Here is a 23,844-nt window from a genome sequence, read left to right on the forward strand (position 1 = left end):
TCGGGCCGGGGGCCTCCTGCTTCTCACCCTCCCCCTGCGGCGCTTCCCGCACCGGAAAACCGATGATCGTTTACCGAGTCTTCCACGTGAAGTGCCGGTTCACCATGTAGTTCCAGGCGAATGCAACGAATATTCCAACCAGGTTTGCGACAAGGTAGTAGACCCCTGCGATGTCCGCAAGGAGGTAGAGGACTACCATATTGATGGCAAGCCCGCCCACCGAGACGGCCTGGAACGATAGAAAACGCTGGATCCTCCGCCCGAACCTGAGGTCTCTTGAGGATTTAAACGTCCAGACGTCGTTCCAGATGAAGTTGTTCACGATCGAGAGTTCGATCGCGATTGCGGCGGAGACGAGGTAGTAGAGCCCGGCAATCTCGGTCAGGGCGTAGAGGAGCCCCATGTTGACGAAGATGCCCGAGAGCCCGACGAGGCCGAACCGGACGATCTTCACCCACTCATCCCAGACTGGTCCGGCCCGGCGGGTTCCCGTGAAGCGGGCGATACCGGCGCACTGCCGGAGGTAGTCCATCATCGTATCCAGACGGAGTTTGCTCGTCCCCTCCTCGCGGTCCTTAAAGACGAAGGGGATCTCGACGAACGAGTGCCACCGGCCCCTGCCGAGGACCTCCATCAAGATCTTGTAGCCCCGGGGCGCAAGCGGGGCGCCGGCGACAACCTCACGCCGGACGGCGAAGAACCCGCTCACGGGGTCGGTGACCTCCGGGAAGAGCACGCGCCCGAACGCCGTGGCCCCGAGCGATATGACCCTGCGTTTGAGCGGCCACTGCTCGATATCCCCGCCCTTCATGTACCTGCTCCCGATGGCGATGTCCGCCCCGTCCCGTACCGCCTCGTAGAAGCGGGGGATGAGCTCGGGCGGGTGCGAGAAGTCGGCGTCGATGACCTGGAGGATATCCGAACGCGCCTTCCCGAACCCCTCGACGACCGACTGGGAGAGGCCGTGGTCATCCTTGCGCACGATCAGCCGGACGTTGCCGTTTTGGCCGGCGATCTCCTCGACGATTCCGATCGTCCGGTCTTTTGAGGAGTCGTCCACCACCAGGACCTCGCCGCGGATGCCGCTTTGCCGGAAGACTTCGTTGACCGCTCCGATGATCGCGGCGATGTTCTCCTCCTCGTTGAAGGTCGGGATGATCACCGAGAGATCGTAGGTATCGGCCGTTGCAATCTCCTCCTTAAGCCGACACAAAGAGGTAGATCCCCATGCGCTGCCCGGAAAACTCTGCATTCTTATCAAGCCAGCCCAGCGCATCGCCGGTGGGGTCCACGGCGAGGATATCCCAGGTCACCACGTAGAACGTCTGTCTGCCGGGATACTGCTCCTGGATCGCTCGAAGGTCTTCTCCAGTATTCGCTCCAAGTTCGATGGTTTCATCAGTTGCATTGCTGTAGTAGTAGTCGAGCGGCTGCGCCATGTAAGGCGGCAGCACGACGACGATATCCCCCGCTCCCGTCATCCCGCTGAGTTCCGCGGAGAACCCCCGCCAGTCGTTCTTCTGGGGCGTCGTGTAGTAGGTCGCAAGAAAGGGCGTGCTGATGAGGACCGCAGCCGCGACAGCGAGGTAAACGGCCCTCCCGTCTTTCACGAGGGCATAGAGCGCGGGATACGCCGACGCGATCCCGACGAAGTAGACCGGAAGGAGGTAGATGAGGTAGCGGGGTATCATCGGCATCCGTGAAGAGAGGGCGAGGCTTGCGACGAGTGGGAGGACCATCATGAAGACGAGGAGGAGCGCCCCGTTCCGGTCCTCGCGCCAGGTGACGGCGACGCCGACCAGGAAGAGGACGATAAACGCTGCCATGACGAGGTCGCTGAACCCCGATACCTGGAGAAGGGTCTGGTAGACGACATCGAACCCCTGGACGCCGAAGGTCGGTGCGGACGAGGTCCTCACGAGGAAGAGGTTGACCGTGACGATGAGGAGGGGGAGGCTTGCCGCGACGAACGCGACGACCGAGATGACCGGATTTCTCGCGCTCCGGAGATCGCGCCGGATATCGCCGGCACGGGTTACCAGGGCGTGGAGGATGAGGACGGCGACGGGCACGATGGCGTAGAAGTGCATCCAGAAGGCGACCGCGGAAAAGAGCCCGAAGAAGACCCAGGAACGGGTCTCGTCCGACCGGCTCGCCCTCACGTAGAAGAGGAGCGCAAGGGAGAAGAAGAAGAGCATCGGGGCGTACGCCCGGGCCTCCTGGGAGTAGAAGATGTGGAAGGGCGAGAACGCGAGGAGGGCGGCGGCGATGAGTCCGACGTCGCGGTCCCGGAACTCCTTTCCGACGAGGTACACGACCGGGATCGTCAGGACGCCGAGGAGTGCGGGGAGGAGGCGGAGCACGAACTCGCTCTCCCCAAAGAGGAGCATCCCGTGCTCCAGCCAGTAGAAGAGCGGCGGGTTGAACTCCCCTCCCGCGGTGCTCTCCCAGATGCCGGCAAGCGTTTGCCGGGCGAACGTGAGGGTCGAGGCCTCGTCGAGCCAGAGCGAGTTCCCGCCGAGGTTGTAGAACCGGAGGAGGAGCCCGGCGATCGTCAGCCCGATGAGGACCTGCAGGTGCCTGCTGGATCGAACGGACGTTATGACCGTATCAAAGGGAGAAGGGCGTGACGGTGCCGGAGCAGGGGTGCCGGCGCCGGGATCCACCCTGCTGTCGCATGTCTCTGTCTCGCGCTTTGTCCGTTTTCCCTGCTTCTTACCCATATGTAATCATCAGTCATTGAGCGCAAATGCAGATATACGTTACCGGATGGCGCGGGGAGCGGCGGCGGGTGAGCCAAGCGTTACGGGGGGTTCGCGCCCCCGGCCGGGCCCGGCGGCGAATCCGGCTGGTCTGGAATCCTTTCGCCGTCGGACTCGCAGGAGACGCCGGGAGGAGAGGAGCCCGACCCGGGGTACCTGACGCCGGTGACCCCGTACCCCACGGCAACGAGCAGTATGGCCGGCCCCACGTTCAGCATGCCGCCGGAGGTCGCGCCGACGCCCGACATGTACGTGATCATCTACAACCGGACGGCACAGTTCGTCCAGACGACTGAGGCCTTCGCCTTTGACCTGACCGCGCCTCCGCTCCTGATCGACTTCACGGTGGAGCCGAAGATGATCACGCGGGAAGTGCAAGCAAAGAGCGACTACATGGACAGGAAGTATAAGACCTACAAGCAGAACTTCCCGAGCGAAGATGCATGGTTTAAGGTGACCGTGTGGGACCGCGGCTCCGGCGCGATTGTGGCCGAGAACGGTTTCGGTAAACTCTACAGCGCAGATACCCATAAGCAGATCTACGTGGGCCGGTCCGGGGACTACCAGATCGAGCTCTCCGGAAACGACGTGAAGGTGCACGTGCTGATGCGTGCAGGGGGCGTGTAGACCCGCCGGCACATCCCCCGGGCCCGCCCCTTATCCCGGCGCCTGCAGCCTCCCCGCACGGTGTTGCGTCCCCCGGGTGAGCAATCCTTTTTAAGGTGGACAGCGTAGTAATTAGGGGTAAGACACTTATTTTCGTGTCCCGGTAGGGTAGTGGATATCCTAGAAGCCTGCGGAGCTTTTGACCCGGGTTCAAATCCCGGCCGGGGCGTTTTGTTTTGGGGTTGAGGCCCCTCCCGCCAGTTTTACCGCCCTTGCGTGACCCCGGGTATGCTTCCACGCTGTCTGTCCGGCCTTTTCACCCCGGGTGCGTCCCCTCCTCGGGGTCTGCCCCGTACTGCTGCTTCCCCGCGAAGGCCGCGCAGGGCGGACGTATCCGCCGGGGATCTATCGCTGCACCTCGGGAACGGCAAAAAAGGCGTATCAGGGGTCTTCTTTCTTTGTTGCTGCTATCCGGACGAAGATCGGCGCCGGGGGCTCCGCATCGTCTCCGTGCCTTCGCAGGAACTTCCTGACGTTCGCCGATTCGATCCATCCCCGGTCGAGTCGAGTGATGATCTCATCGATCCGGTTCGACTGGTCGAGGATCTTCCTCGCGAGCGGGTCGTCGATCATCTCCGCATACCCGACGATCACCTGCAACGGGTTCCTGATATGGTCCCCGAGGATGGCAAACTGCTCGATGTTCTTCCCGAGCTGCGTGTATGCCTCCCGTTTCATCTGGTCGGTGACCACCCGCTCGGTGATGTCCATGACGATCAGCATGATGCAGAGCGGCTGCCCGGCATCGTTCTGCACGACGCTGCCCGATACCTGGATATGAAACGGGGCTCCGCCACTCTGTAGCCCGATCGTCTCTTCCACGATTGCACGGTCTTTGAGGAGATGGTCCGCAACCTTTTCGCCGACGGCGGGATCTGCAAAGAATGCCGCGAGATTCCTCCCCGCGAGCGCTCCCCCCCGCTCGTACCCGAACATCGAGACAAAACCCGGGTTGGCGTACATGATCGCCCCGGTGAGGTCGGCGATGAGGATACCGTTGGTCGACGATGCAAGAGCGCTCTCCTTGATCTTGAGCTCTCTCTCGGCCTGGAGCCGGTCGGTGATATCCCGCGCAATCGCTACGATATACTGCTCGCCGTCGAAGGCGACAAACCGGGCGGTGACCTCCATCGGGATCTCCCGCCCCTCCCGCGAGACCAGCGATGCGATGCAGGTCCAGTGGGATGCTGGCGGCTGATCGCAGTTCATCCTGACGAACTCGGCAAACCCGGCCTTCTGCTGCGGGGCAACCAGGTTGAGAAACGGTGTCGTGAGCAGTTCTTCCCTTGAGTAGCCAAGACACATCCCCGCAGATGCGTTCACGTCCGCAAGGTTCCCGGTCTCTGCATGGATCAGGAATATTGCATCGTGCGTCTGGTCGAGCAGGGCCCTGAACCGCTCGAGTTCCGCAAGCCGGCTCTGCAGCTCCGGGTAGTAACTCTTGTGCAGGGACGCCTCTCCAAGGCCGATGATCTTCTCCCGGAGTGTATCCGGGTCGTCAGGGGGGTCAGAGCGCATACTCATAGATCCGCTCGATATCTTCGCAGGTGAGTCTGCGCGGGTTCGTCACCAGGCAGGGGTCGGCGTACGCTTTCGCGGCAAGGGTGCGGATCCCGTCCTCCGACACACCTGCGGCGGCGAGGGTCTCCGTGATGCCGAGCGTCCTCCGAAACGCCGCCACCATCTCTGCAAGGGTCGTTTTTTCGTCCTGTCCCCGGCCGATGATCGCTCTTATGCGGTCGTAGCGGTCCGGCGCCGCCTCGTAGTTGGCCGAGATCACGTGCTCAAGGAGGAGCGCGTTGCACCGCCCGTGCGGAAGATCCAGGGTACCCCCGAGACTGTGGGCCATCGCGTGGGCGGCACCGAGGCTCGCGTTCGAGAACGCAAGTCCGGCATGGAGGCTGGCAAGGAGCGTCGAAAACCGCAGGTTCAGGTCTTCGGGCGCGTCGATGACCGCGGGCAGGGCGGTGTGGATGAGCCGTATCGCCTCGAGGGCATGCAGGTCGGTCATCGGGGAACTGGCATTCGAGACATAGGCCTCGATCGCGTGGCAGAGGGCGTCCATGCCGGTATCCACGGTCAGTTCAGGGGGCATCGTCATCAGGGGTTCGGGATCGAGCAGGGAGATGTCGGGGACCAGTGTTTTAGAGATGATAGCGATCTTTCGCTTTCTCTCTTCGTCCGTGATGATGGCGAACTGGGAGACGTCGGCAGAACTCCCGGCGGTCGTCGGGATGCAGATGAGAGGCGACGCGGGAACCGGCACCCGATCGACGCCCTCGAACGTGAGGATATCCTGCATGTTGGAGCCCGCGATCCCGATCCCCTTGGCGCAGTCCATCGGGCTCCCCCCGCCGACGGCGACGATGCCGTTGCACTCTTCGAACCGGTAGATCTCCACACCCGCCATCACCTGCCCTGAACGGGGATTGGGAGAGAGGGCATCGAAGACGGTGAACGGTATCCCCGCTTCGGTCAGGCTCTCCCCGACGGCGTCCGCCCAGCCTGCGGCCCGGACGCCCGGGTCGGTGACGAGGAGCACCTGCTTCATCCCGAAGTTGCGTGCATACCGGCCTGCAAGTTGCAGTGCTCCGTGTCCGCAGACAAACTCAGGAGCTACGAATTTTCTCAGGTCAAGTTGGCCTTTCTGGATCACTATGCGGCACCTGGCTGCGAAACGATACCTGACTATGACACAATGGTATTCCGGTGAGTATTCCAGCGATTGAAGCGAGTCTGTTTATCAGCTGTACGGAGCCGGATCCATATATACTTTGGCGAATACCCCGGGAATTGTCCTGGCCAATCAAAGTGTATTGCTGAATAGCAGTCAGGAAATTCATGCTGATTATGAAATTTCGCACAAGACCGGCGGAGGAGAAATACAAATAACCGTGATCTCCTGCACCGCTCTGGTCAGTGCCACGCCATCTTGCCGGAGCATGCATGGACTGCAGTCATGCGTATCGACCGCACCTTTATTACGTTGTACGGGGTAGCGAGGCGTATGGCCGAGAAGAGTCGCCCACCACTGCCGCCGTTCACGTATGAAACGGCGGTGCAGAAGGTCCGTATGGCCGAGGATGCCTGGAACTCCCGTGACCCTGAGAGGGTTTCGCTCGCGTACAGTATCGACAGCGTCTGGCGCAACAGAGCGGAGTTCATCAGCGGCCGCGAGGAGATCGTCGCATTTCTGCAGCGGAAATGGTCAAAAGAGCTTGATTACCGCCTGATTAAGGAGGTCTGGGCATTTCATGAGGCGCGTATCGCCGTACGGTTCGCATACGAATGGCACGACGATTCGGGTAACTGGTTCCGGTCCTACGGGAACGAGAACTGGGAGTTCGACGAGTCCGGCCTGATGCGCCGCCGTTACGCGAGCATCAACGATCTCCCGATCAGCGAGGGGGAGCGGAAGTATCATTGGCCGCTCGGGCGGCGCCCCGACGATCATCCCGGATTGTCCGACCTGGGGCTGTAACCTTCCCGGAGTTGGGGGCAAAGACGATTGCGAAGCCGCCGCTCTGTCCACAACTCTCCAGAAAGGGGAGCCGGGGCAGGTTCCCTGCCGGCCCTCTCTGAGAGAACCCGGGCTCACTCCTCGACGGCGATCTCCGAGATGTAGGCCACGCCCACCTTCGCCCGCCGGACCCGGGTGCTCTCCTTGAGGTGGCGCATATCGACGAACTCGCCCTCGCTCACGATCCGCTCGATCTGCCGCGTGAGGTCGAGCGCCGCGTCCCACGGCACCCCCCGGAAGATGACGCCGTGGTTGTGAAGTTGCAGTTGCTCCGTTTTTGGGCGATTCTGGTCGGTGAGGGCGGAGAGGCGCTCGTCGCTGCAGGCAGAGTAGTCTATCCCGAACCCGAAGCTGACCATCGTGTCGCCGTGATACCTCGGCTCATCGTTCTCTTCGAGCCAATCCTCTGCGTTCTCCTCAGCGTTGATGGGGAGGCCGTTCGCTGGCGATGACGCAGCGATAGGTGATCTCTTCACTCCCAGGCTGCAGACCCCATCGACAACGGCCCACATGGCAAGTGCGATGATGCCGGCAAAATCGCGCCTCTGCTCCCGGGCAACGGCAAAGATCGTGCGGTATACTTCAGAGAGCATGATGCTGCCCTCGTCTCCTGCGTCGATGGTGACGATCTCGTGAAACGGCCCGTCGAGCGCTACGTTATACCCGGAGTAGATGGAGAGTTCTCCGGTGTCCTTCACCGGTGTGAAGAAGTCGGGTGTGGCGTTTCCGTCGGTCGGCAGCCATACGACCGAGCCGTGCAGGGTGATCATCTCCCCAAGGAGCGGGAGCGTCTCCGCCACGCCCTCTCCGAGCGCGCCGATCCCGAGCGAGTAGTGGAGAGCTGAAAACGGTATTGCGCGGATGTCTCCTTCAGTCAGGCGAGCGCGCAGCATCTTATCCAGGCTGCCGGTGACCCGGAGCGACGCACTCCGTGCAGAGGTCGGCTCGATGGTATAGGCCACGCCGCCCCTCGTGAACGGGGTCCGGGCCAGTTCGTTGATGACCGAGAGGCTGTCCTGCGGTTTTCTGCAGGCGAGGACGGCCTCCCCGACCGTGGGGTAGAGGGAGAATACCGGCGTCACGCCGGCCATATCGAGAACGCTTTTCGGGTACTCCTGCACCCCGGCAAGGGCCAGGACGCCGCTCCGCTCTTTCAATCGTTTCTTTACGGCAAGAAGAACCCGGATGCCCGCACTGCTCAGGTAACTTACTCCTGCAAGGTCGAAGACGACCGACCGGTCGTCGTCCTGCAGCGACGCCTGCACGGCATCGGAGAGCTCTCCCGCACCGTAGCCGTCAAGCCTTCCGCGCATCACGAACGTCAGGATGCCATCTCTTCTCTCGGTCGCTAGGTCCATATGTATCCCGGTACAGGTATCGGAACGCTCCCGGTTATTTTTACCGAACCGTCTCCGGCCTCTTCCACCGACAGAGATGCAACCGCACGTGACCGGACCCTGCTTACTCACCGTAAGCCGCAAAAACACCTACAGAGAACAGATGAAAAGATAGAATGCGGGGTTATAGTTATTTGAAAAAAATTTGACATCCACCGCTGGGGGTATGATCACGGAGGTGGATGAAGTGCCCCACTGACAAGACGATGGTGGGTCATGCTCTTCTGAAGGGTTGGGGAGGACTGACCACCCCGTCCGATTGGTGTGTCATGCTGTAGGGTGCCCTCCAGGATCGGGATGGGGTTCGAATTCTGAAGGGTCGGTGGGAGGGACCACCTTACGGTTTTTTATCCAACCTGACTCGATTAATCGATCAACCGTTTAACAGCAGGGGTATTCAAATTAATATCCCCAGATCCTGTAATACGCATCTTTATCTGTCTGAGCGCTTCCCGACCGACGTCACGCATATTAGCTTCCGCAGTGGGCATCGCTAAAATTTGCTGTATAATCGTGTCTTTATCTCTAAAGATTTGCGGATTTAACACATTCAGCGGTTGCTCATCAATTTTGTTCGCCTCTTTACCGATGTAGATTACCCTCTGGGCGTCAACGGGCCTCCGCGCAAGATAGCCGATATCGCCTTTATATTTGTATTCGGGGTGGGTGAAGTACTGAAGTATTGTTGTGCTGAGGGACTTGAAATTGTGCAGCCCGGACATCGTTTCCCCCGTGTTATAATCGATAAAAGGCTGATGCACTACGGTTTGCGGATAACTTGAGTACGGCGATAGAGGCTTGACTACCTTGCCCTTGTTATTAGTCGTCTGGAACCCCACGATAACGAAGTTGAATGGTTTAATCGTTGCATTCCAACGCTTGCGTTTATTCATGCTAGAGAATCGGTTCCAAACAGGTGATGTGCTCACAGTCAGACGGGAAAGCGCATATAGGGACCTATACTTCTCTATAATCTCCTCCCTAGAGATCTTCCTGTAGTGTAGGCAGAGCAGATCACGCCAGATCTCTGCGTGCCAGTGTTCCACACCCCGTGGATATGGGTTCAGGAGATGTCCGAGCCCGTGGAGCTTGTAGTCTATCAGATCAATTTCCCCGCTGTCATAGCGATAGAGAGCATAGCGTTTTGATGAAATCCCATAGAACCAGACGTTTACCTTACCTGTTTCGAGTTTCAAGATGGGGATGTCGATACCATAGGGATTCAGCGGTTGGAAAAACGCTGAAAGTTCGTTTGCATAACCCACGGGCGCAAAAACACTGTCTGTGTCCATGTATGCATGGGGGACCCCCCTAGCCTGCAGCCAGGCCTCTGCCATAGCGAGGAGCAACCTGGAGGCGGATGTGATAATAACCGCAAGAAGTGGATTGAAAAAATGGCCCGGTCGTTCAAATCGGTTGCCTTCTGTCGAGAAGCAGCCCAGCCCATACACATCTAATGCAGTTTTGTGGTCCTCCGGGTTCAACTCTATGAATATCCCATAACTCATCGCGTTGACGAGAATTTTCATTGCCTGTGCTCGGCTCTCCAACCGTCCATGTTCAGGGTCACTCCTATCCATTCCCTTCATGCGCTGCTTAATTTTCTGCCGTTCCTCAACTAACAACTGAATGAGATTATCAGTTTTGGGATCTATCCCGATGCCAAGGATCTCTGATCGGGTTAACCCCGGTTGCATGCCTTTGGGAACAAACTTTACCGCTTCGAGGACCTCCGGAGCCTTCCCCGTCAGGATACATGAGGCAATGACATCAGGCAGGGCGTACCACAGTGGGGTGTCGGAGCTAAGGGGGTTGATGCCCACGTTGAAGGATTCGCCACCCCCTTTATAGTCCATCCGGACGGGAAGGATATCCCCAACCGGTTTGATCATCACCATGACAGTGAGCCCTTCCCAACTACACGGGTCCTGCAGGAACGCGAGATCGACGTGTGCCAACAGATCGCGAACCTCTTCTGTCACGACCTCGGCATCTATCCATCTAGCAACAATAAACGGCCAGAGCTTGAGCAGCATGGTGACAGTGGGATACATGCTTGTAAAGTCAAGAACCGTGACCTGATGTGGCTCTTTGCGCACCCTGCATTCAGTTCGTCCGCCGTAATAGGCTGTCATAATATGACCGATAGTGTTACTAGCACCTGACAACGGAGTTCGCCTAATGCCAAGTTGTTTGAGGGCAAATTTTGCAAGCGACGCAGAGCTATAGATCTTGGTAAGCGGAGCCTGGATCTGGTAAAGGTCTAATTCCGCACAGAGGCGCGTGTATACCTCAAACGTGGTTACAACATCGGTGATGAGATAATCGATATAATTCTCTGTAACCGTTCCGTGTTCGTCAACGGTCATTTTCCGGGTTTTCGTGGCTAATTTTTCCGCCGCTTTCGCTAGCGGGATATGACGGCTCTGTAAAAAAATTTCAGCGAGTCTTTGGACGTCCAAAAAGTGCCCTGGGAAGTGAGGCGTATCTCTCTTTTTCCTCATGGATGAAAACTTAAAGGTGTAGGCCATCCCCAACTGTTTCACAATTACACGGGGCTTGAACTTGTCGCTGGAAAGCGTAAATGTAAACCCCCCCTTATTCCGCTTTCTCGACTTTCCCGCCTTCGTTGCGATCCGACTTATATCGAACGCGAGGTTGTATCCTATGCAGAGGGTGTGAAGTTCATATACCTCAGGATAGAACACATCGTCGATAAATTCTGGGAGCGAATACAACCCAATGCAGTTCTCCGTTGCATAGGACTTCAGCGTCGCCATCTCTTCCTTGGTGAGCATTGAAGGGTCGTGGAATAACCCTTCATGTTGGATGTATCCGTCGTGGTATACCCGAAAGTACCCGATCTTGAGGTTCTGATAAGCATCTATTGTGGTTTCCGTATCGAAAACCAACACTCTGGAGTGTCGAAGCGGCGGATCCTCACGTTTCTTCGTGAAAAACGCTTTCGGGCGCACTGTTTTTTGTGTGTACACCCGTAACGCCAGTTTATCCATCACGTGTCCACCTCCTTAAGGGCCTGATCGATGCGATTTTTTCCCCACACTACGGCGAGCGCTCCTATGCTTACTCCGATAAACGGAAGCCCCGTTCTGTCCTTCGGTGGAAGTTTGTTCTGTTCGGCGGTGATTTTCGCGTGACAATTCTTGCACAGCGGGACTTTCACCTCCGAAAGTTTCCTTCCAAATATGTGGTGGCGCTCGATCACGCTGGGATCATTTTCCCCACAGGCTATACAACAAATCTTGGCATCGCCATCCCTGATCATTTTCTGGATTGTTTCGCAATATGTGTCTTTATGCATAGATCCTCACTCCTCGGTATGATAGATCTCAAAGAATTCTGGCTCTTCCTGCATTTCGTGGTACAGATAGAGTTTTTCCAGGTCGGTCTCGAAGTAGTGGGCAACACCGTGCGCATCGAGAACCCTCTTACCGACAAACTCTGCCAACGCGGATTGATTACGCGCCTCAAGCGCATTGCTCACCGCCGCCATGTATCTACCAATGAGCGACCGGTCCTGGCTTTTCGCGGTGACAATCGACCTAATCCCTGTGTCCCGCACGAAAAAGCTCATTTCGACTTCGATCGTGTCAGCAGGTGCGCACCGCAACGTCTGCTGTTTTTGGTCCCAGCAGAGGTAGTATGGTGCAAGATGGGTAAGCACCTCACTCTCTGTCAGCCCAACAGCGCTTATCGCGCTCTGGAACTCCGCCCCGGCCCGTAATTGACGCAGCGCATTTACGGCGAGTGAACGGATACACTTCTGCTGGGGGGTTAGGTCCTCCCACCGCGTTCGTGTGAGCGTGTGGTCCGCGTACCGCACATGTACCAGTTCTTTCCGGGTTTGGTCGGGACAGAGGTGATGTTTAAGGTGTATCCTTTGTGCATACCTGCTCTCTGCTCGCTCAACCTTAGCCCAGTCATCGTAGGTTGGATACCCACGTGCAAATTGTCCCATAGTTATCGGTTGATTACGCCCCTCCTGCGTCCTACCAACGTGTCCCAGCCGAGATGAGCCGCGGACCAATCCCCCTGCTCGACCATCGATTTACGGGGCTGGCAGTGCTCAAACGCGACTTTAATCGATCTTTCCATACACCAGAGGGATTGTGTTTTGGATATATAATTGTATCTTTTGGTAACATCTTTGGTAACAACTTTTGGGTTAATAATTGGACATAAGAGGTGAGGATATACATAATTATTAAATATAAGTTCGAATTATAGATTACTTTGATAGCGACACGACATGGGGTTAAGGATGAGGATTCGCGAGTTTGATGAAAAAATCCTGTCAGAACTTGAGCAGGCCGGGTATATCCGCAGGAAGGACCTCCTTGAGGTTCTGAAAACGAAGTATGCAAAAGAGAAAGGGTTTAGCACCACGTCGCTCAATCGAAGGATTGGTGAACTAATCAGCGCTGGCAAAATCGGGGTTATCGAACCAGCAGAGTTCGCAGAGTATGGCATCTCTGATGAGGATAAACGTGCGAAGTACCTCATATCAGGCCCTTATGCCGATAAGAAAAGAGTTGTCGATGGCCTAATAGTCAAATCTTCAACAGGTGATCAATTCGAGAAGCGCCTCGCACTCAAGGAAATCAAGCGTAACTTGGCTGAGTACTCCTTAAACCCCGTTCAGTTATCCCACCTGTCTACGTGTTTGGGTGCTGATGAGGATACAGATAAACTGGTTATTGAAATCCTGCACGAAGCCCTCCTTAAACAGAGATCATGCATTGGTGAGGAGGAACGGGCATCATTAATTGGAGACATACGCCAAGCACTTGGTGCATATACCCTCCCTCCGGTCAATACAAGTAAAAATCTCTTGTTAGAGATATTAGGGTTTTTTTCCGATGAGTTCGTGGTAGAGATGCTGAAAGTGGATCTTGAAAGAGTCGAAGGCGAAAAGGAGTTGCTATCTAAAGAAGACGACGAAGTTCGGAAAAAGACGTGGATAAAGACCGTCTATCATTCAAAATACCTGATCCATGCGTTTGAAGAGAATATAGACAGCCTCATCGAGCAGATGTGGAAATACAACGAGATGGGGAAAAAGGAAGGGCACCTGGATGAGCGTAAAATTGCGTTAATCATTGATGACCTTCTCGATTACATAGCCGAAAACAGAGATAAGGCCATCTACTATGAGAAGATGTGCGGAGCCCGGAAATGAAGTTCATGCTGCTCAATGGGCATGGGATCCGCATGAATATCGACGGTGCAAAGCTCCATGTCCGGGACGGGAAGTTCTCCACAAAAGAGGAGCCAGTATCCTATGTTTTCGCACCGAAGAAGATCGATGTTGATTCGATTGCCATCTATGGCCAGAGCGGGACCATCTCCATCCCTGCTATACGCTGGCTGGTCAAGCAGGGTATACAGGTGACGGTGCTCAACTGGGACGGTAAGTTGCTCACCACGATGCTCCCGCCTGAGAGCGTCCAGGTGAAGACAAAGTTTGACCAGTACCGTGCCTACGAGAATACGGCGCTCAGGATACAGATTGCCCGGAAACTGATCGAAGCAAAGTTCGAGCGGACACGGCTTGTTCTCGACTACCTGGGACAGAGATACCCGAACATTGGTACGGATATTGAACGGGATGCTTCCAAGCTCAGTGACACAAATACGATCCGGGAAGTAATGGGTGTTGAGGGGGCGGTTGCACAGTTATATTGGAGTGAATTTCAGAAGATTATCCCGGATAAGTATGAGTTTGACGGGCGGAACATCGGCAAGACAGGACGCCCGATGGGGGCCGTGGACACTGTTAACTGTATGCTCAATTATGGATATTCACTGCTGGAAGCCGAATGCTTGCGGGCCATCAACAGCACCGGTCTGGACTCGCACGTCGGTTTCCTCCACGAGATGCAACCGGGGAAGTACAGTCTCGCCTACGACCTGCAGGAGCCCTTCAGGTTCCTGGTAGACCTCGCCGTGATCACGCTCATCGAGAGTGAGGCAATGACGAAAAGTGACTTTGTCAGGACCGAAAACTACAACCTCCGCCTCCGGCCCACCGGCGCACGCAAAGTCACCGAGGAAGTCAACAGGTGGTTTAACAAGGCAGTGGAGTATCAGGGGAAGGAATCTGCATGGAGTTATATCATCTTCCTGAAGACCAGAGAACTGGCACACTACCTCTCCGGAAAGAAGCGGAAATTCGAATTTTCAACCCCCGCATACGAGATCGACCGGCAGGACTCCGATGAGATGCGCCGGAAGATACTCGCGATTCCTTACGCTGAGTGGAAGAAGATGGGCTTTTCCAAGGGGACGCTGCACTACCTGAAGAAGAACGCGCGGGACGGGAAACCGTTCACGATGAACAAGCATGTGCGGGAACGGTTGGAGCGGGTGGGTGATGTAGATTGGCTTATAGGTCAACGATAAAGTGGAGGACAGATTCTTAAAGTTAGAGGGGAGAGTTTAGGGCTCTCCGATAATCGAATAGTTGATCACAGATTGCCGCAGATATAAACATCTAAAAAATAGAAAATTAAAGTTGCCAGTAAACAAGATCTGTTCCTGTAAACAGGGTACCAAAGTCATAATAAAGTCTTATTCCGGTTGCGGATGACGGGACGGTGAAAACAAACTTTCCCTTTACTTTTTGATTCGGATATAACTCTTGGAGTAACGGGAAATTGTCATCACCAGAATATAGATCCGGATCATATCGGTAACCCTCAGAATCGGATAGGCTAAAATCAGACGAAGTTGCATATGTGGATCTCGAACCGGTGTATTTCACCTCAGCATCAACCAACACATAGTCTTTTCCAGGGTCCGCGGATTTCGTCCAGTATTTTTCAAGAATCGATGAATAATACTTATAAGATCTAGTTCGTTCTGCAGAAATGACAGTCACTACCATATCTGAGGTTTCAGCAGATTCCCCTATGCTTAGTACAAGCACTTCTGGGGTTGCGGATGTTGTTACCGAAGATGTGCTACTAGAAGAGGATGAGTATGCAGGTGTGTATGATGCCGCTGTTGTTTTTGACACGCTGTCTGTTGTACTACAACATCCAACACACAAACCAATTGCTATGAGTACAACCAAGGTTGCAATCGACAAGACTATATTTCTCTTTCCCACAATTCCACCTAATCAATAACAGTTCAATCAATTTATTAACCCTTTCGAAATTAATCCTTCCACTCAACAAAACAGTGTATATTATTACCTAAGGTATGGCTAAACTTAAACAAGATCTGCTTGAGGAATTGAATGGTGAAAAAGCACGACAGAATACTAACAACAATTATTGTATCATTCACAATTTTAATATGTGCCTTTACAGCCCTTCAATTTCTTACACCTCTATTTATCGAAGAACGCTCAGTTATTATAACCAAAGATTGTAACGGCAATAACTATTATATTTATAAAGGCGATACAACCGGTATCTACCTTGTATTTTATGACATTGGCAAGTTAATATGTCATCAAAAATCTCAACGTTCGTTAAAGATTAATGGAAACCAAATGCCCATATGTGTAAGATGCTTGGGCATATTACTGGGTGTCAACTGCGCACTTATTCTATCGGCATTTGTATGTACAAATGTTAAATCATCTAGTTATTGCGGCAACTGTTTTACTAATCCTTTCAACCGTATAATAAAACTAAAAAAATGGGAGAAATTTTCTCTTGTATTTTTAAGCCTGCTATTCACTCTACCCATGGTCATTGATGGGTTAGCACAGATTTTCACATCCTATGAAAGTTCAACTATAATGAGACTCACAACTGGGTTTTTCTTTGGAATCATCGAAGGTCTGCTTGTTGTAGGGTTAATTATAGTGATATATGCCTTTTGGAAAAAATGAATATGCAATTCTATTTGTCAAATCGACAGTAACTCACTGATACGGCCCTGTTTTTCACTATCTGCTATGCCCATATCAACATATCAGGGTATTTTCGCGATAAACGTCTCTACTCTAGGCCTCAGGGATGTGGTGAATATATTCTCCCAGTCTTTGGGGAAGAGCAATCCTTTCATCACCCTGCGATAGGACCCCCCCGCGCGGGTGGTCACTTCTACCAAACCCTTCAGAAGAGCATGACCCACCATCGTCTTGTCAGTGGGGCACTTCATCCACCTCCGTGATCATACCCCCAGCGGTGGATGTCAAATTTTTTTCAAATAACTATAACCCAAAGATAGAATGCGAGGGAGGCGATTCGAACGCCCGAACACCTTCGTGACAAGGCCCTCAACCTTGCGCCTTTGACCTGGCTCGGCAACCCTCGCCCTGTTCTTCTCTATACAACGCACTGCAACCATAAAACATCTTGCTCTCCGGGCCCGTGCCCTTGCTGTCCCGGAGGCCGGGAGCCGCCGCCGGACCGCGATCCCGGGTACAGACCTGGACCATGGCGCACCGTGACCCGCGTCGGTGTATATTTATGCGCCCGGTTCCAACATTCCCGCATGTGGGCCGACATCTCACGGGAGTTCGCCGATTCACCGTCTCAGACCAGGGTAGTCCGGTTCCTGCTGGAGAACGGGTTCGGTATCAACGAAGAGGGGCGCATCGTCTGCAACGGCGTCGAGATCCCCGCCACGCACATCGGCAGGGCGATCGAGACCGACCGGAGAGTCGTAGACGCCACAGCCCGGCGCATCCTCGAGAACCCGGAACTACGGGAGGTCTTCATCCGTATGCGCGCTGCGCCCGACCTCTCCCGGGTCGCCGAGGCCCTCGGCCTCTCGGTCATCACGCTGTATCCCAGGGACGCGCAACAGAAGGGGATCGTCGGTGCGGCGGTCAAGGTCCTCGTCGACCACGACCTCTCCATCCGCCAGATCTTCGTCACCGACCCCTACCTCGCAGAAGAGCCCAGGCTCGTGATGATCGTCGATGAGGGACGGGTCCCAGCATCGGTCTACGAAGACCTGCGCGCGCTCCCGCAGGTGAAACGGCTGGTTATCTGAAGAGTTCCATATCAAGCCCGAGCCGGCGGATCCGCCTCCTCTGCCGGCGCGGGAGGGCGATCGCATACGCCATCCGCTCCTCCATCGTGATGACGCGCGTCCCCTTCACCAGGTTGTCCGCGTGGGCGACGATCTTCTCCTCGATCGTCTGAGGCACGCAGTCGCGCGGTGCAAGACCCTGGAGCGAGCACTCGTCGGCCGTCAGCCCGGCGCCGATATGCCGTTCGACGATTGCGGCGATCGCCTCACCAAGGCCGAACGAGCGGCATATCGCGCCGCCCGCTTCGGCGTGACAAAGGTCGTGCGTCACCCCCCGGCCGATGTCGTGGAGGAGGGCGCCGGCCTCGATGAGATCGCGGTCGACCAGGGGGTCGGCGGCGTAGGTGAGCGCAAGGTCGCGCACCGCCCGGCAGTGTGCGATGACGTCCTCGGAGCACCCGGCGCGCCTGAGGAGGGCGATGCAGTCCTCTTCACGCACTCCCGAGGCTCTCCTTGATCCTGTCGACCCTCCGGCGGAGGGCGGTGGCGATGAGCTCGTTATCGAAGTGCTCAAGCATCTTCTCGCAGTTCGGGCACTCGAAGTTCCAGCTCGCCGCATCCGTGAACGTATAGATGACGCCGCAGTCCTTGCACATGTAAAAGTCGTTCTTCTCCTCGTAGGTGAGCCGCGCGTCGAGGTGTTCGAGCACGTCGCGGATCTCCTCCTCGATCACGTCGTGGAGGCGGTCCAGGCGGAGGTGCCAGAGGTAGGTGAGCCAGCCGGTCTCGGTGTTCTTCAGGCGCCGGTACTCGGCGAGACGCTTCTCGTAGAGCGTGTAGAGGGTGTGGCGGACGGTGTTGAGGTTGACCCCGGTCTTCTCGGCGAGTTCCTCGTCGCTGTGCTCCCCCTCTTCGGGGAACCGCCTGAGAAGTTCGATGCCTTCCTCCCCGATCAGTCGCAGGATATAGGCGTTGATTGCCGGATCGGTTAAGAGTTCAGTGATGGATACCATGGTTCATTCTCCCCCGCAGATGATATTGTATAATAGGTGTTCGGGATCGATACCCACCATACTGTGCGCTCAACCCTTAATTCCCTTTCCTGTCCCCCGGGGCGGTTGACTCCCCGATCAATCTCCGGGCGGCCGCAGCGTTCCGCTCGAGGTCCAGAAGCGCCGCCGCCTCCGTCTCCGCGCACCCAAAGACGCTCACGACGGCGTGGCCCTCCTCGAACTCCGTCCCGGGCCAGGGGATGTCGGCGACGTGCGGCGCAAGCGCCGAGAGGTCCGTATCAAGCCGCATGTCCCGCTCCGCAAAGAGGATCCGCCGGACCCCGACCCTCCGGGCCGCGGGCCTTGCCGCCGGGAGAACCCCGCGGCAGGCGTCCACGTGCATGGCAAAGACGTTCTCTCCGGTCGCCATCTCCACGGTATCGAGGGTGGCCTGGAACCGGGGGTTGATCTCGATCGCCCAGGGTTTCTCCCCGGCCATGAAGTCGATCCCGACCGAGCCCACGCAGCCGCTCGCGGCAGCAATCCGTTCCGCGCACGCGATCATCTCCCCGGCAAGCGGGTGGGAGAACGGGGTTATCGACCCGGCAAACCCGTGCGCGCACTCGCCCTCACCCCGCAGGATCTGCCGGTTGACTGCTATGGCCCGCGCACGCCGGCCGTCCGCGACGCAGGAGACGCTTGACGGGATCCCGTCGACGAGGCGCTGTGCGACGTAGGGCACGTCCGGCCAGGTCTCCTCCCACCGGCGGAGTTCCTCCTCGGTCCGCGCGACGGCGTTCCGCCACCCTCCCGCTCCCCGGCGCGGCTTGACCATCACCGGATAGCGATCGCTCCCCGCAAGCGGCGGGACCGGGACGTCCAGCCCCTCGAAGAACCGCTGGATCTCGAGTTTGTCGAGGAACCGCTCCACTTTCGCGGGCGGCGTCCCGCAGAGCGGGATCGTCGTCCCGATGGCCTCGGCGCCCGAGGCGACGACGAGCGCGTCGACCGGGTGGCGGGCGGCGAGCTCGGCGATCTTCTCCGGGAGGTCGGCGAGTTCGTCGAACGGGAGGCGGTCCTCCGTGCACCAGGCGAGGTCCTGGTCGCAGAAGTGGTCGACGGCGTAGACCGTGTAGCCGGCCCGGCGGGCCGACTGCGCCACGTGCCGCGTGGCGAACCCGGCAACCAGCACCCGGCCCTTCACCGCTCCACCGTCTTTTTGCCTGCTTTCGCCGGCTCGATCCGGATCTTCGCGTCCGGGTACTCCCGGTTGAGTTCTTTTCCCTCGAAGAGGTGGTCGAGGAAGAGGGCGAGGCTCGATATCTCCGAGTGGGGCTGGGTCGTCACGGAGACGTTGTAGTCGGCAAGACCGTAGATATCCCCCGGCACCTTCTCCGCCCCCACCACGACGAGCACCCGTTCTTCGCGCCGGATATCGTCGATGACGTCGGTCATCCGGAGCCCGTACATCGTGAGGTGGACGACCCTGCCGCCGCCGGCCTTCCAGTCCCCTATGCACCGGCGCCACGGCACGTCGTTCTCCACAAAGAAGTCTCCCCCCCACCGGGAGGCCACATCCTCGATGCTCGCGATGACACCGGGGTCGTCCGCCGCGAGGTACATCCCCCGGGCGCCGAGCGCCCGCGCCGCGAGCCCGACATGGGTCGTCACCCTTTGATCGCGTTCAGGCCGGTGGCCTATCCGGAGCACCGCTACGGTGGGCGCGCCGCTCAATCCTCTCTCCTCTTTGCCCTGATGACGCCGTTCTCGATGACGAACGGGAGATTCTCCGTCGTATGGCGGCACTGGCACTCGATCAGCGACTCCTGGACGGAGAGGAGCCGCACCCCATCGCCGGACCGCCGGACCAGGAGATAGTGCTCGAGGCGCTCAAGCGATGCCATGACCGCACCGGGTTCAAACCCGGTGGCTGCTACCAGGTCCCGGGCCGTAATGCTGCCGTTTTCGGGAATCCGGTGGTATACGGTCCAGTCCAGATCTTCCTCACGCACACCTATTCTTTTTTCCGGGCGGACCGATATACTTATTCATGCGCCGCCCGCACCGTTCCGGCCGTGCGGGCCGCTACCAGGGCGGTTCTCCGGGAGGAAGGGGGCGCGGGGCGGCACCGAGGTGTGGTGGGACGACGTATGGTCGATTATAAGGAACTGGCGGACCTTGCCGAGAGGCTCTTTGAGGCGAGCGACGACGACGATGAACGCCTCGCGGAGAGGCTTGATACGCTTGACGGAGAGACCCGGGGAGCGCTGCTCGCCTCCGACCTCCTCAACGCCTACCAGGTCTTTTACTACTGTTTCCGGGAGACGCCCGACGACCTCGCGGTGGAGCGGTTGCAGCTCCACGCGGCGTCGGACCTCGCCCGGGGGATCGTCATCGACGAGGTCGATATCTACGATCTGGTCTTTTACCTCATAGGCGGGACGCCCGCCCTCGTCATCACCGACGGGGAGAATACGCTTGCGCGGTTTGAGGGGGAGCGGGCATACGAGGAGACCCTCGAATACCTGGAGGAACACCTGTAGTGCATCGATGCCGGACGATCAACCCGGCGTGAAGACCGCCCCACCGCAGATGGCTCATGCGAAGACGCGGGGAATGGGAAACGGGGCTCGCAACGTTCGACCACGCCGCTTCCCGGCACGGTACCTCCCCGGACATCGCAATCACTGCCCCCGATCCTCGCGGGGAGCGGCGTCCGATAATCCGGAACCGATGCACTATCGCACGAAGTCACCGCGCGGCGTGTGCGGGGCAACGAGGCAGGGAGACGGAGGTTCACGCCTCCCCGGCGCGAACCAGCCCCGGGAAGGGTATCAGGTTCCGCGGGCCGGCGGTCGCCCGGCGGTGATCAACCGTTCGTCGACCTTCGCCCGCACGATCCGCGGGAGGTCCCCCCAGCGGATCACCGCATCCCCGATGATGGCGAGCACGCCCCGGACGTCCGTCCCCGCGAGGGTGTCGAGGACGGAGGTGTCGTCTCCCCTGATCCGGTTGCAGATCGCCGTCGCCCAGGCGTCCGCAACGGCGACGTCGGGGGAAAAGACCGTCACGGCGTCGGCGACGCCGAAGCTGATCGACGGGCCCACCGTCGCCGACGACGTGCAGACGCCGAGGATCTCCTTCTGTGGCGGGATCAGGAACGCTATACTCCCGCTCAAGGGGGATGCGCCCGCATAGATGCCTACCGTTACCTCGCGGTCGCTCACAAGGGCGATATCCCCCCCGTTGTCGATGAGGCCGAAGGACGCGCCGGCCCCGGCCATCGCCTCCACCCCGGCCCAGGCGATGGCGCCCGCCACGGCCGCCATGGGGCCGACCCCGGCTCTTGCTGCGGCCCGCGCCATCCGGCCGACGGTCCTCTGCGGGTTTTTCGGGGTGTACGGCTCGAACGTCGCCGAAAAATAGGGGTCGAGGGCGATCTGCCGCTCGACCTCGTGCCGGGCGGCGAGCATACCGGACTTTGCCGCCGCGATGTGCCGGGGATCGTCGGCAAGGATCGTCGCGATCGTCTGCCGGAACTCGAAGTGCTCCCGGATCATCCCTGGAGCGAGAGGGCCGAGTGGGGGCACGCCCGGATGCACTTGCCGCAGAGGACGCACCGTGCGGCGCCCACCTGGAGGCGCCACCCGTCGTCGAAGGAGAAGACCTCCTGGGGGCAGATGCTGATGCAGGCGCCGCAGTCGACGCACTCCGCCTCGTCGAGGGTGATGGCGTTCTCCATAACCCTGACCGCGACCCCCATCTCCTCGAGGCGCCGCCGGACGAGGTCCGCGTCCTTATCGGGGATGTCGATCAGCACCTCGCCGGCCATCGAGTCGATGTTCGCCTTCTCGACGTTGACGAGGACGCCGGTCTCCTTCACCACCCGGGCAATCACCGGTTCCCTCCCCGGGTCGTGCTGCCCCCGCCGGGAGAACGTCAGCAGGAGTTTCATCGCCGCCGCCTCCCGCCGAAGAGTTTACCGAGATCGATCGCCGAGAGGATGCCGACCACCCGGTCCGTCGCGTCCACCACCGGGAGCGCGCTGATGTTGTTCTGCTCCAGTTTCCGGGCGGCGATGTCCACCGGCTCGTCGGGGGTCGTCTTGATCACCTGCCGGGTCATGATGTCTCTGACCTGCCGCAGCCGCCCGTCGTTCACCACCGCCTTTGAGACGTCGTAGGTCGTGATGATCCCGACAAGCGTGCCGTTGCCGTTGAGGACCGGGAGGTGGTTCGTCTCGCCCCGCAGGAGCCGCTTTGCGGCCACCCGGATCTCTTCGTCCTCCGTGATGCTGATCACCTGCCGGTTCATGATGTCGCGGACGCGGGGGGTGATGGCCGTCTCCCGCATGGGTTTTGCGCGTTTTGCGGGGTCGAGCCGCCGGACGGGGAGCAGAAGTTCCATCTTCCCCCGCTCGACCCAGTCTTTCAGTTCCCGCGCCACCGCCCGGGCCCGCCGCTGACTGGAGAGCGACGACGTCCTGACCGTCTCGCCGCCGATCTCGACGGAGCCGCTCCTGAGGTCGGCGTAACTGACCGTCGCCATCGAGGGGCGGTCCCGCCGGGGGGTGCCGTAATCGATGACATCGGTCAGGATATCCTCGTCCCGCACCGCGGTGCTCCGGACGATCCCGGTATCGAGCACCGGTATTGGGACGCCGACGCCGATATACAGCGTCACGCCGTAGCCGTTCATCACCGCCGCCCGCAGGAACTCCTGCCGCATCCGTTTCATGTCCCCCGTCACCATCAGCGTCCCAAAGCCGCCCCCGGCGGAGTGCTGGGTGCCTTCGCCGACGACCATCCCCTCCGCACCGGCGAGGAAGATCGGGACGCCGCTCCCGATGACCCGGAAACCGGGATCGTTTGCGAGCGGCGAGAGGGTTCCGGCGCCGGAGTAGGAGACGTTGCCGCACCGCGGGAGGAGCGTGCCCATGTAGGTGTAGAGCGTCCGGTCGGTGGTGTTCGTCGCCGCGTTGTAGCGCTGGTAGGAGTTTCTCGGGTTGACCATGATCGCCTGGTTCATATCCTCGAGCAGCAGGTCCGTGGTGATGCTCCGGCGCGGGTAGCAGTCGGTCCCGTGGGAGGTCGCCCGCAGTTCGACGGTGCCTCCTGCGACGAGTTCTTCGAGGACGTGGGCGCCGCCGTAGACCCGGTCCTGGGTGTCGGCCTCCTGGGTTGCGCCGAGGTAGGCGTCGACCGCCGCTATCCCTGCGTAGGCTTCCACGTCGTTGAGCCAGACGCGCTCCATCCTGATGGGGGGGTCGGCGTGCCCGAAGTTGAAGAACGCACCGGAGGAGCACATCGCCCCGAACGTCCCGGTCGTGACGACGTCGACCTCCTCCAGTGCCCCTTCCTCTCCTAACTCGTCGACAATAGCCGGCATCTCGTCGGCGGTAACGACTCGTGCGTTGCCGTCGCGTATCCGGGCATTGATGAGGTCGAGGGACTTTTCCATGAACGTATATCCATTTTGGAATATTTATAGGTGTTGACTATTACTTTCGGTAATACGGTGTCCGGGATGCGGCGGGTAACCCCCCGTCC

Annotated in this window: 24 protein-coding genes and 2 tRNA genes; 8 read left to right on the forward strand and 18 right to left on the reverse strand. The window is 58.3% G+C overall.

Annotation, left to right across the window (positions count from 1 at the left end):
• Positions 1-70: 70 nt before the first annotated feature.
• Both QZ408_RS13750 and QZ408_RS13755 read right to left on the reverse strand, forming a co-directional pair.
• Positions 71-1,213 carry a glycosyltransferase family 2 protein gene (locus QZ408_RS13750; protein ID WP_292492375.1) on the reverse strand — a complete coding sequence of 381 codons (1,143 nt, stop codon included), beginning with the start codon at positions 1,211-1,213 and terminating at the stop codon, positions 71-73.
• Positions 1,200-2,723, reverse strand: a complete 1,524-nt coding sequence (locus QZ408_RS13755) for a glycosyltransferase family 39 protein (RefSeq protein WP_292492377.1) — start codon at positions 2,721-2,723, stop codon at positions 1,200-1,202. The genes QZ408_RS13750 and QZ408_RS13755 overlap by 14 nt, the downstream gene beginning before the upstream one ends.
• Before the next feature lie 204 nt (positions 2,724-2,927).
• Between QZ408_RS13755 and QZ408_RS13760 the strand changes: the two genes are divergently transcribed.
• Positions 2,928-3,389 (forward strand): hypothetical protein, encoded by a 462-nt coding sequence (locus tag QZ408_RS13760; RefSeq protein ID WP_292492379.1) that lies wholly within the window; start codon positions 2,928-2,930, stop codon positions 3,387-3,389.
• A 136-nt stretch (positions 3,390-3,525) separates the two neighbouring features.
• A tRNA-Arg gene (locus tag QZ408_RS13765) sits at positions 3,526-3,597 on the forward strand.
• Positions 3,598-3,809: 212 nt separating this feature from the next.
• Here QZ408_RS13765 and QZ408_RS13770 read toward each other — a convergent pair.
• Both QZ408_RS13770 and ercA read right to left on the reverse strand, forming a co-directional pair.
• Entirely contained in the window at positions 3,810-4,946 is a 1,137-nt protein-coding gene (locus tag QZ408_RS13770; RefSeq protein ID WP_292492380.1) for a PAS domain S-box protein, read from the reverse strand.
• Complete coding sequence (gene ercA, locus QZ408_RS13775) at positions 4,936-6,084, reverse strand: alcohol dehydrogenase-like regulatory protein ErcA (RefSeq protein ID WP_292492382.1); 1,149 nt, start codon at positions 6,082-6,084, stop codon at positions 4,936-4,938. Before ercA ends, QZ408_RS13770 begins: the two co-directional genes overlap by 11 nt.
• Before the next feature lie 351 nt (positions 6,085-6,435).
• On the opposite strand from ercA, the gene QZ408_RS13780 reads away from it, so the two are divergent.
• The gene (locus QZ408_RS13780) at positions 6,436-6,909 is read left to right on the forward strand and encodes a nuclear transport factor 2 family protein (RefSeq protein WP_292492384.1); all 474 of its coding nucleotides are present in this window, start codon (positions 6,436-6,438) and stop codon (positions 6,907-6,909) included.
• Between the two features lie 113 nt (positions 6,910-7,022).
• Here the strand turns inward: QZ408_RS13780 and QZ408_RS13785 are convergent, their stop codons facing one another.
• The 4 genes from QZ408_RS13785 to QZ408_RS13800 form a co-directional block, all read right to left on the reverse strand.
• On the reverse strand, positions 7,023-8,306 hold the full coding sequence (locus tag QZ408_RS13785; protein WP_292492385.1) for an STAS domain-containing protein: 1,284 nt from the start codon (positions 8,304-8,306) through the stop codon (positions 7,023-7,025).
• 404 nt (positions 8,307-8,710) lie between these two features.
• Positions 8,711-11,359, reverse strand: coding sequence for a DNA polymerase (locus QZ408_RS13790; protein ID WP_292492386.1), 2,649 nt, complete (start codon positions 11,357-11,359; stop codon positions 8,711-8,713).
• Entirely contained in the window at positions 11,359-11,667 is a 309-nt protein-coding gene (locus QZ408_RS13795) for a hypothetical protein (RefSeq protein WP_292492387.1), read from the reverse strand. Before QZ408_RS13795 ends, QZ408_RS13790 begins: the two co-directional genes overlap by 1 nt.
• Positions 11,668-11,673: 6 nt before the next feature.
• Complete coding sequence (locus QZ408_RS13800; protein ID WP_292492388.1) at positions 11,674-12,324, reverse strand: hypothetical protein; 651 nt, start codon at positions 12,322-12,324, stop codon at positions 11,674-11,676.
• Between the two features lie 303 nt (positions 12,325-12,627).
• On the opposite strand from QZ408_RS13800, the gene QZ408_RS13805 reads away from it, so the two are divergent.
• Entirely contained in the window at positions 12,628-13,545 is a 918-nt protein-coding gene (locus tag QZ408_RS13805; RefSeq protein WP_292492390.1) for a hypothetical protein, read from the forward strand.
• Positions 13,542-14,768 (forward strand): CRISPR-associated endonuclease Cas1, encoded by a 1,227-nt coding sequence (gene cas1, locus QZ408_RS13810; protein WP_292492391.1) that lies wholly within the window; start codon positions 13,542-13,544, stop codon positions 14,766-14,768. Before QZ408_RS13805 ends, cas1 begins: the two co-directional genes overlap by 4 nt.
• Positions 14,769-14,874: 106 nt before the next feature.
• Here the strand turns inward: cas1 and QZ408_RS13815 are convergent, their stop codons facing one another.
• Positions 14,875-15,477, reverse strand: coding sequence for a DUF4352 domain-containing protein (locus tag QZ408_RS13815; RefSeq protein ID WP_292492392.1), 603 nt, complete (start codon positions 15,475-15,477; stop codon positions 14,875-14,877).
• 132 nt (positions 15,478-15,609) lie between these two features.
• On the opposite strand from QZ408_RS13815, the gene QZ408_RS14950 reads away from it, so the two are divergent.
• Positions 15,610-16,212: a DUF2085 domain-containing protein gene (locus tag QZ408_RS14950; RefSeq protein ID WP_365996213.1), complete on the forward strand. Its 603-nt coding sequence runs from the start codon at positions 15,610-15,612 to the stop codon at positions 16,210-16,212.
• Between the two features lie 343 nt (positions 16,213-16,555).
• Here QZ408_RS14950 and QZ408_RS13820 read toward each other — a convergent pair.
• A tRNA-Leu gene (locus tag QZ408_RS13820) sits at positions 16,556-16,640 on the reverse strand.
• Positions 16,641-16,820: 180 nt separating this feature from the next.
• On the opposite strand from QZ408_RS13820, the gene QZ408_RS13825 reads away from it, so the two are divergent.
• Positions 16,821-17,324 (forward strand): regulator of amino acid metabolism, contains ACT domain protein, encoded by a 504-nt coding sequence (locus QZ408_RS13825; protein ID WP_292492394.1) that lies wholly within the window; start codon positions 16,821-16,823, stop codon positions 17,322-17,324.
• Here QZ408_RS13825 and QZ408_RS13830 read toward each other — a convergent pair.
• The 5 genes from QZ408_RS13830 to QZ408_RS13850 form a co-directional block, all read right to left on the reverse strand.
• Positions 17,317-17,802, reverse strand: coding sequence for an HD domain-containing protein (locus QZ408_RS13830; protein WP_292492395.1), 486 nt, complete (start codon positions 17,800-17,802; stop codon positions 17,317-17,319). The genes QZ408_RS13825 and QZ408_RS13830 overlap by 8 nt on opposite strands.
• Positions 17,795-18,316: a transcription factor gene (locus tag QZ408_RS13835; protein ID WP_292492396.1), complete on the reverse strand. Its 522-nt coding sequence runs from the start codon at positions 18,314-18,316 to the stop codon at positions 17,795-17,797. The genes QZ408_RS13830 and QZ408_RS13835 overlap by 8 nt, the downstream gene beginning before the upstream one ends.
• Before the next feature lie 76 nt (positions 18,317-18,392).
• Entirely contained in the window at positions 18,393-19,499 is a 1,107-nt protein-coding gene (locus QZ408_RS13840; protein ID WP_292492398.1) for an ATP-grasp domain-containing protein, read from the reverse strand.
• Complete coding sequence (locus QZ408_RS13845) at positions 19,496-20,029, reverse strand: tRNA (cytidine(56)-2'-O)-methyltransferase (protein ID WP_292492399.1); 534 nt, start codon at positions 20,027-20,029, stop codon at positions 19,496-19,498. Before QZ408_RS13845 ends, QZ408_RS13840 begins: the two co-directional genes overlap by 4 nt.
• Entirely contained in the window at positions 20,026-20,307 is a 282-nt protein-coding gene (locus QZ408_RS13850) for a MarR family transcriptional regulator (protein ID WP_292492400.1), read from the reverse strand. Before QZ408_RS13850 ends, QZ408_RS13845 begins: the two co-directional genes overlap by 4 nt.
• 138 nt (positions 20,308-20,445) lie before the next feature.
• Here QZ408_RS13850 and QZ408_RS13855 point away from each other — a divergent pair, with 138 nt between their 5' ends.
• A complete protein-coding gene (locus QZ408_RS13855; protein ID WP_292492402.1) occupies positions 20,446-20,838 on the forward strand; it encodes a hypothetical protein in 393 nt (130 codons plus the stop codon).
• 291 nt (positions 20,839-21,129) lie between these two features.
• Here the strand turns inward: QZ408_RS13855 and QZ408_RS13860 are convergent, their stop codons facing one another.
• From QZ408_RS13860 to QZ408_RS13870, 3 genes are read right to left on the reverse strand one after another with little or no spacing between them, the layout of a single operon-like run.
• On the reverse strand, positions 21,130-21,855 hold the full coding sequence (locus QZ408_RS13860) for a UPF0280 family protein (RefSeq protein WP_365996227.1): 726 nt from the start codon (positions 21,853-21,855) through the stop codon (positions 21,130-21,132).
• The gene (locus QZ408_RS13865; RefSeq protein ID WP_292492405.1) at positions 21,852-22,250 is read right to left on the reverse strand and encodes a 4Fe-4S binding protein; all 399 of its coding nucleotides are present in this window, start codon (positions 22,248-22,250) and stop codon (positions 21,852-21,854) included. The genes QZ408_RS13860 and QZ408_RS13865 overlap by 4 nt, the downstream gene beginning before the upstream one ends.
• Positions 22,247-23,755 carry a homocysteine biosynthesis protein gene (locus QZ408_RS13870; protein ID WP_292492407.1) on the reverse strand — a complete coding sequence of 503 codons (1,509 nt, stop codon included), beginning with the start codon at positions 23,753-23,755 and terminating at the stop codon, positions 22,247-22,249. Before QZ408_RS13870 ends, QZ408_RS13865 begins: the two co-directional genes overlap by 4 nt.
• Positions 23,756-23,844 lie beyond the last annotated feature (89 nt).

It is taken from the genome of Methanoculleus sp. 10, assembly GCF_913757945.1.
GTDB lineage: Archaea > Halobacteriota > Methanomicrobia > Methanomicrobiales > Methanoculleaceae > Methanoculleus.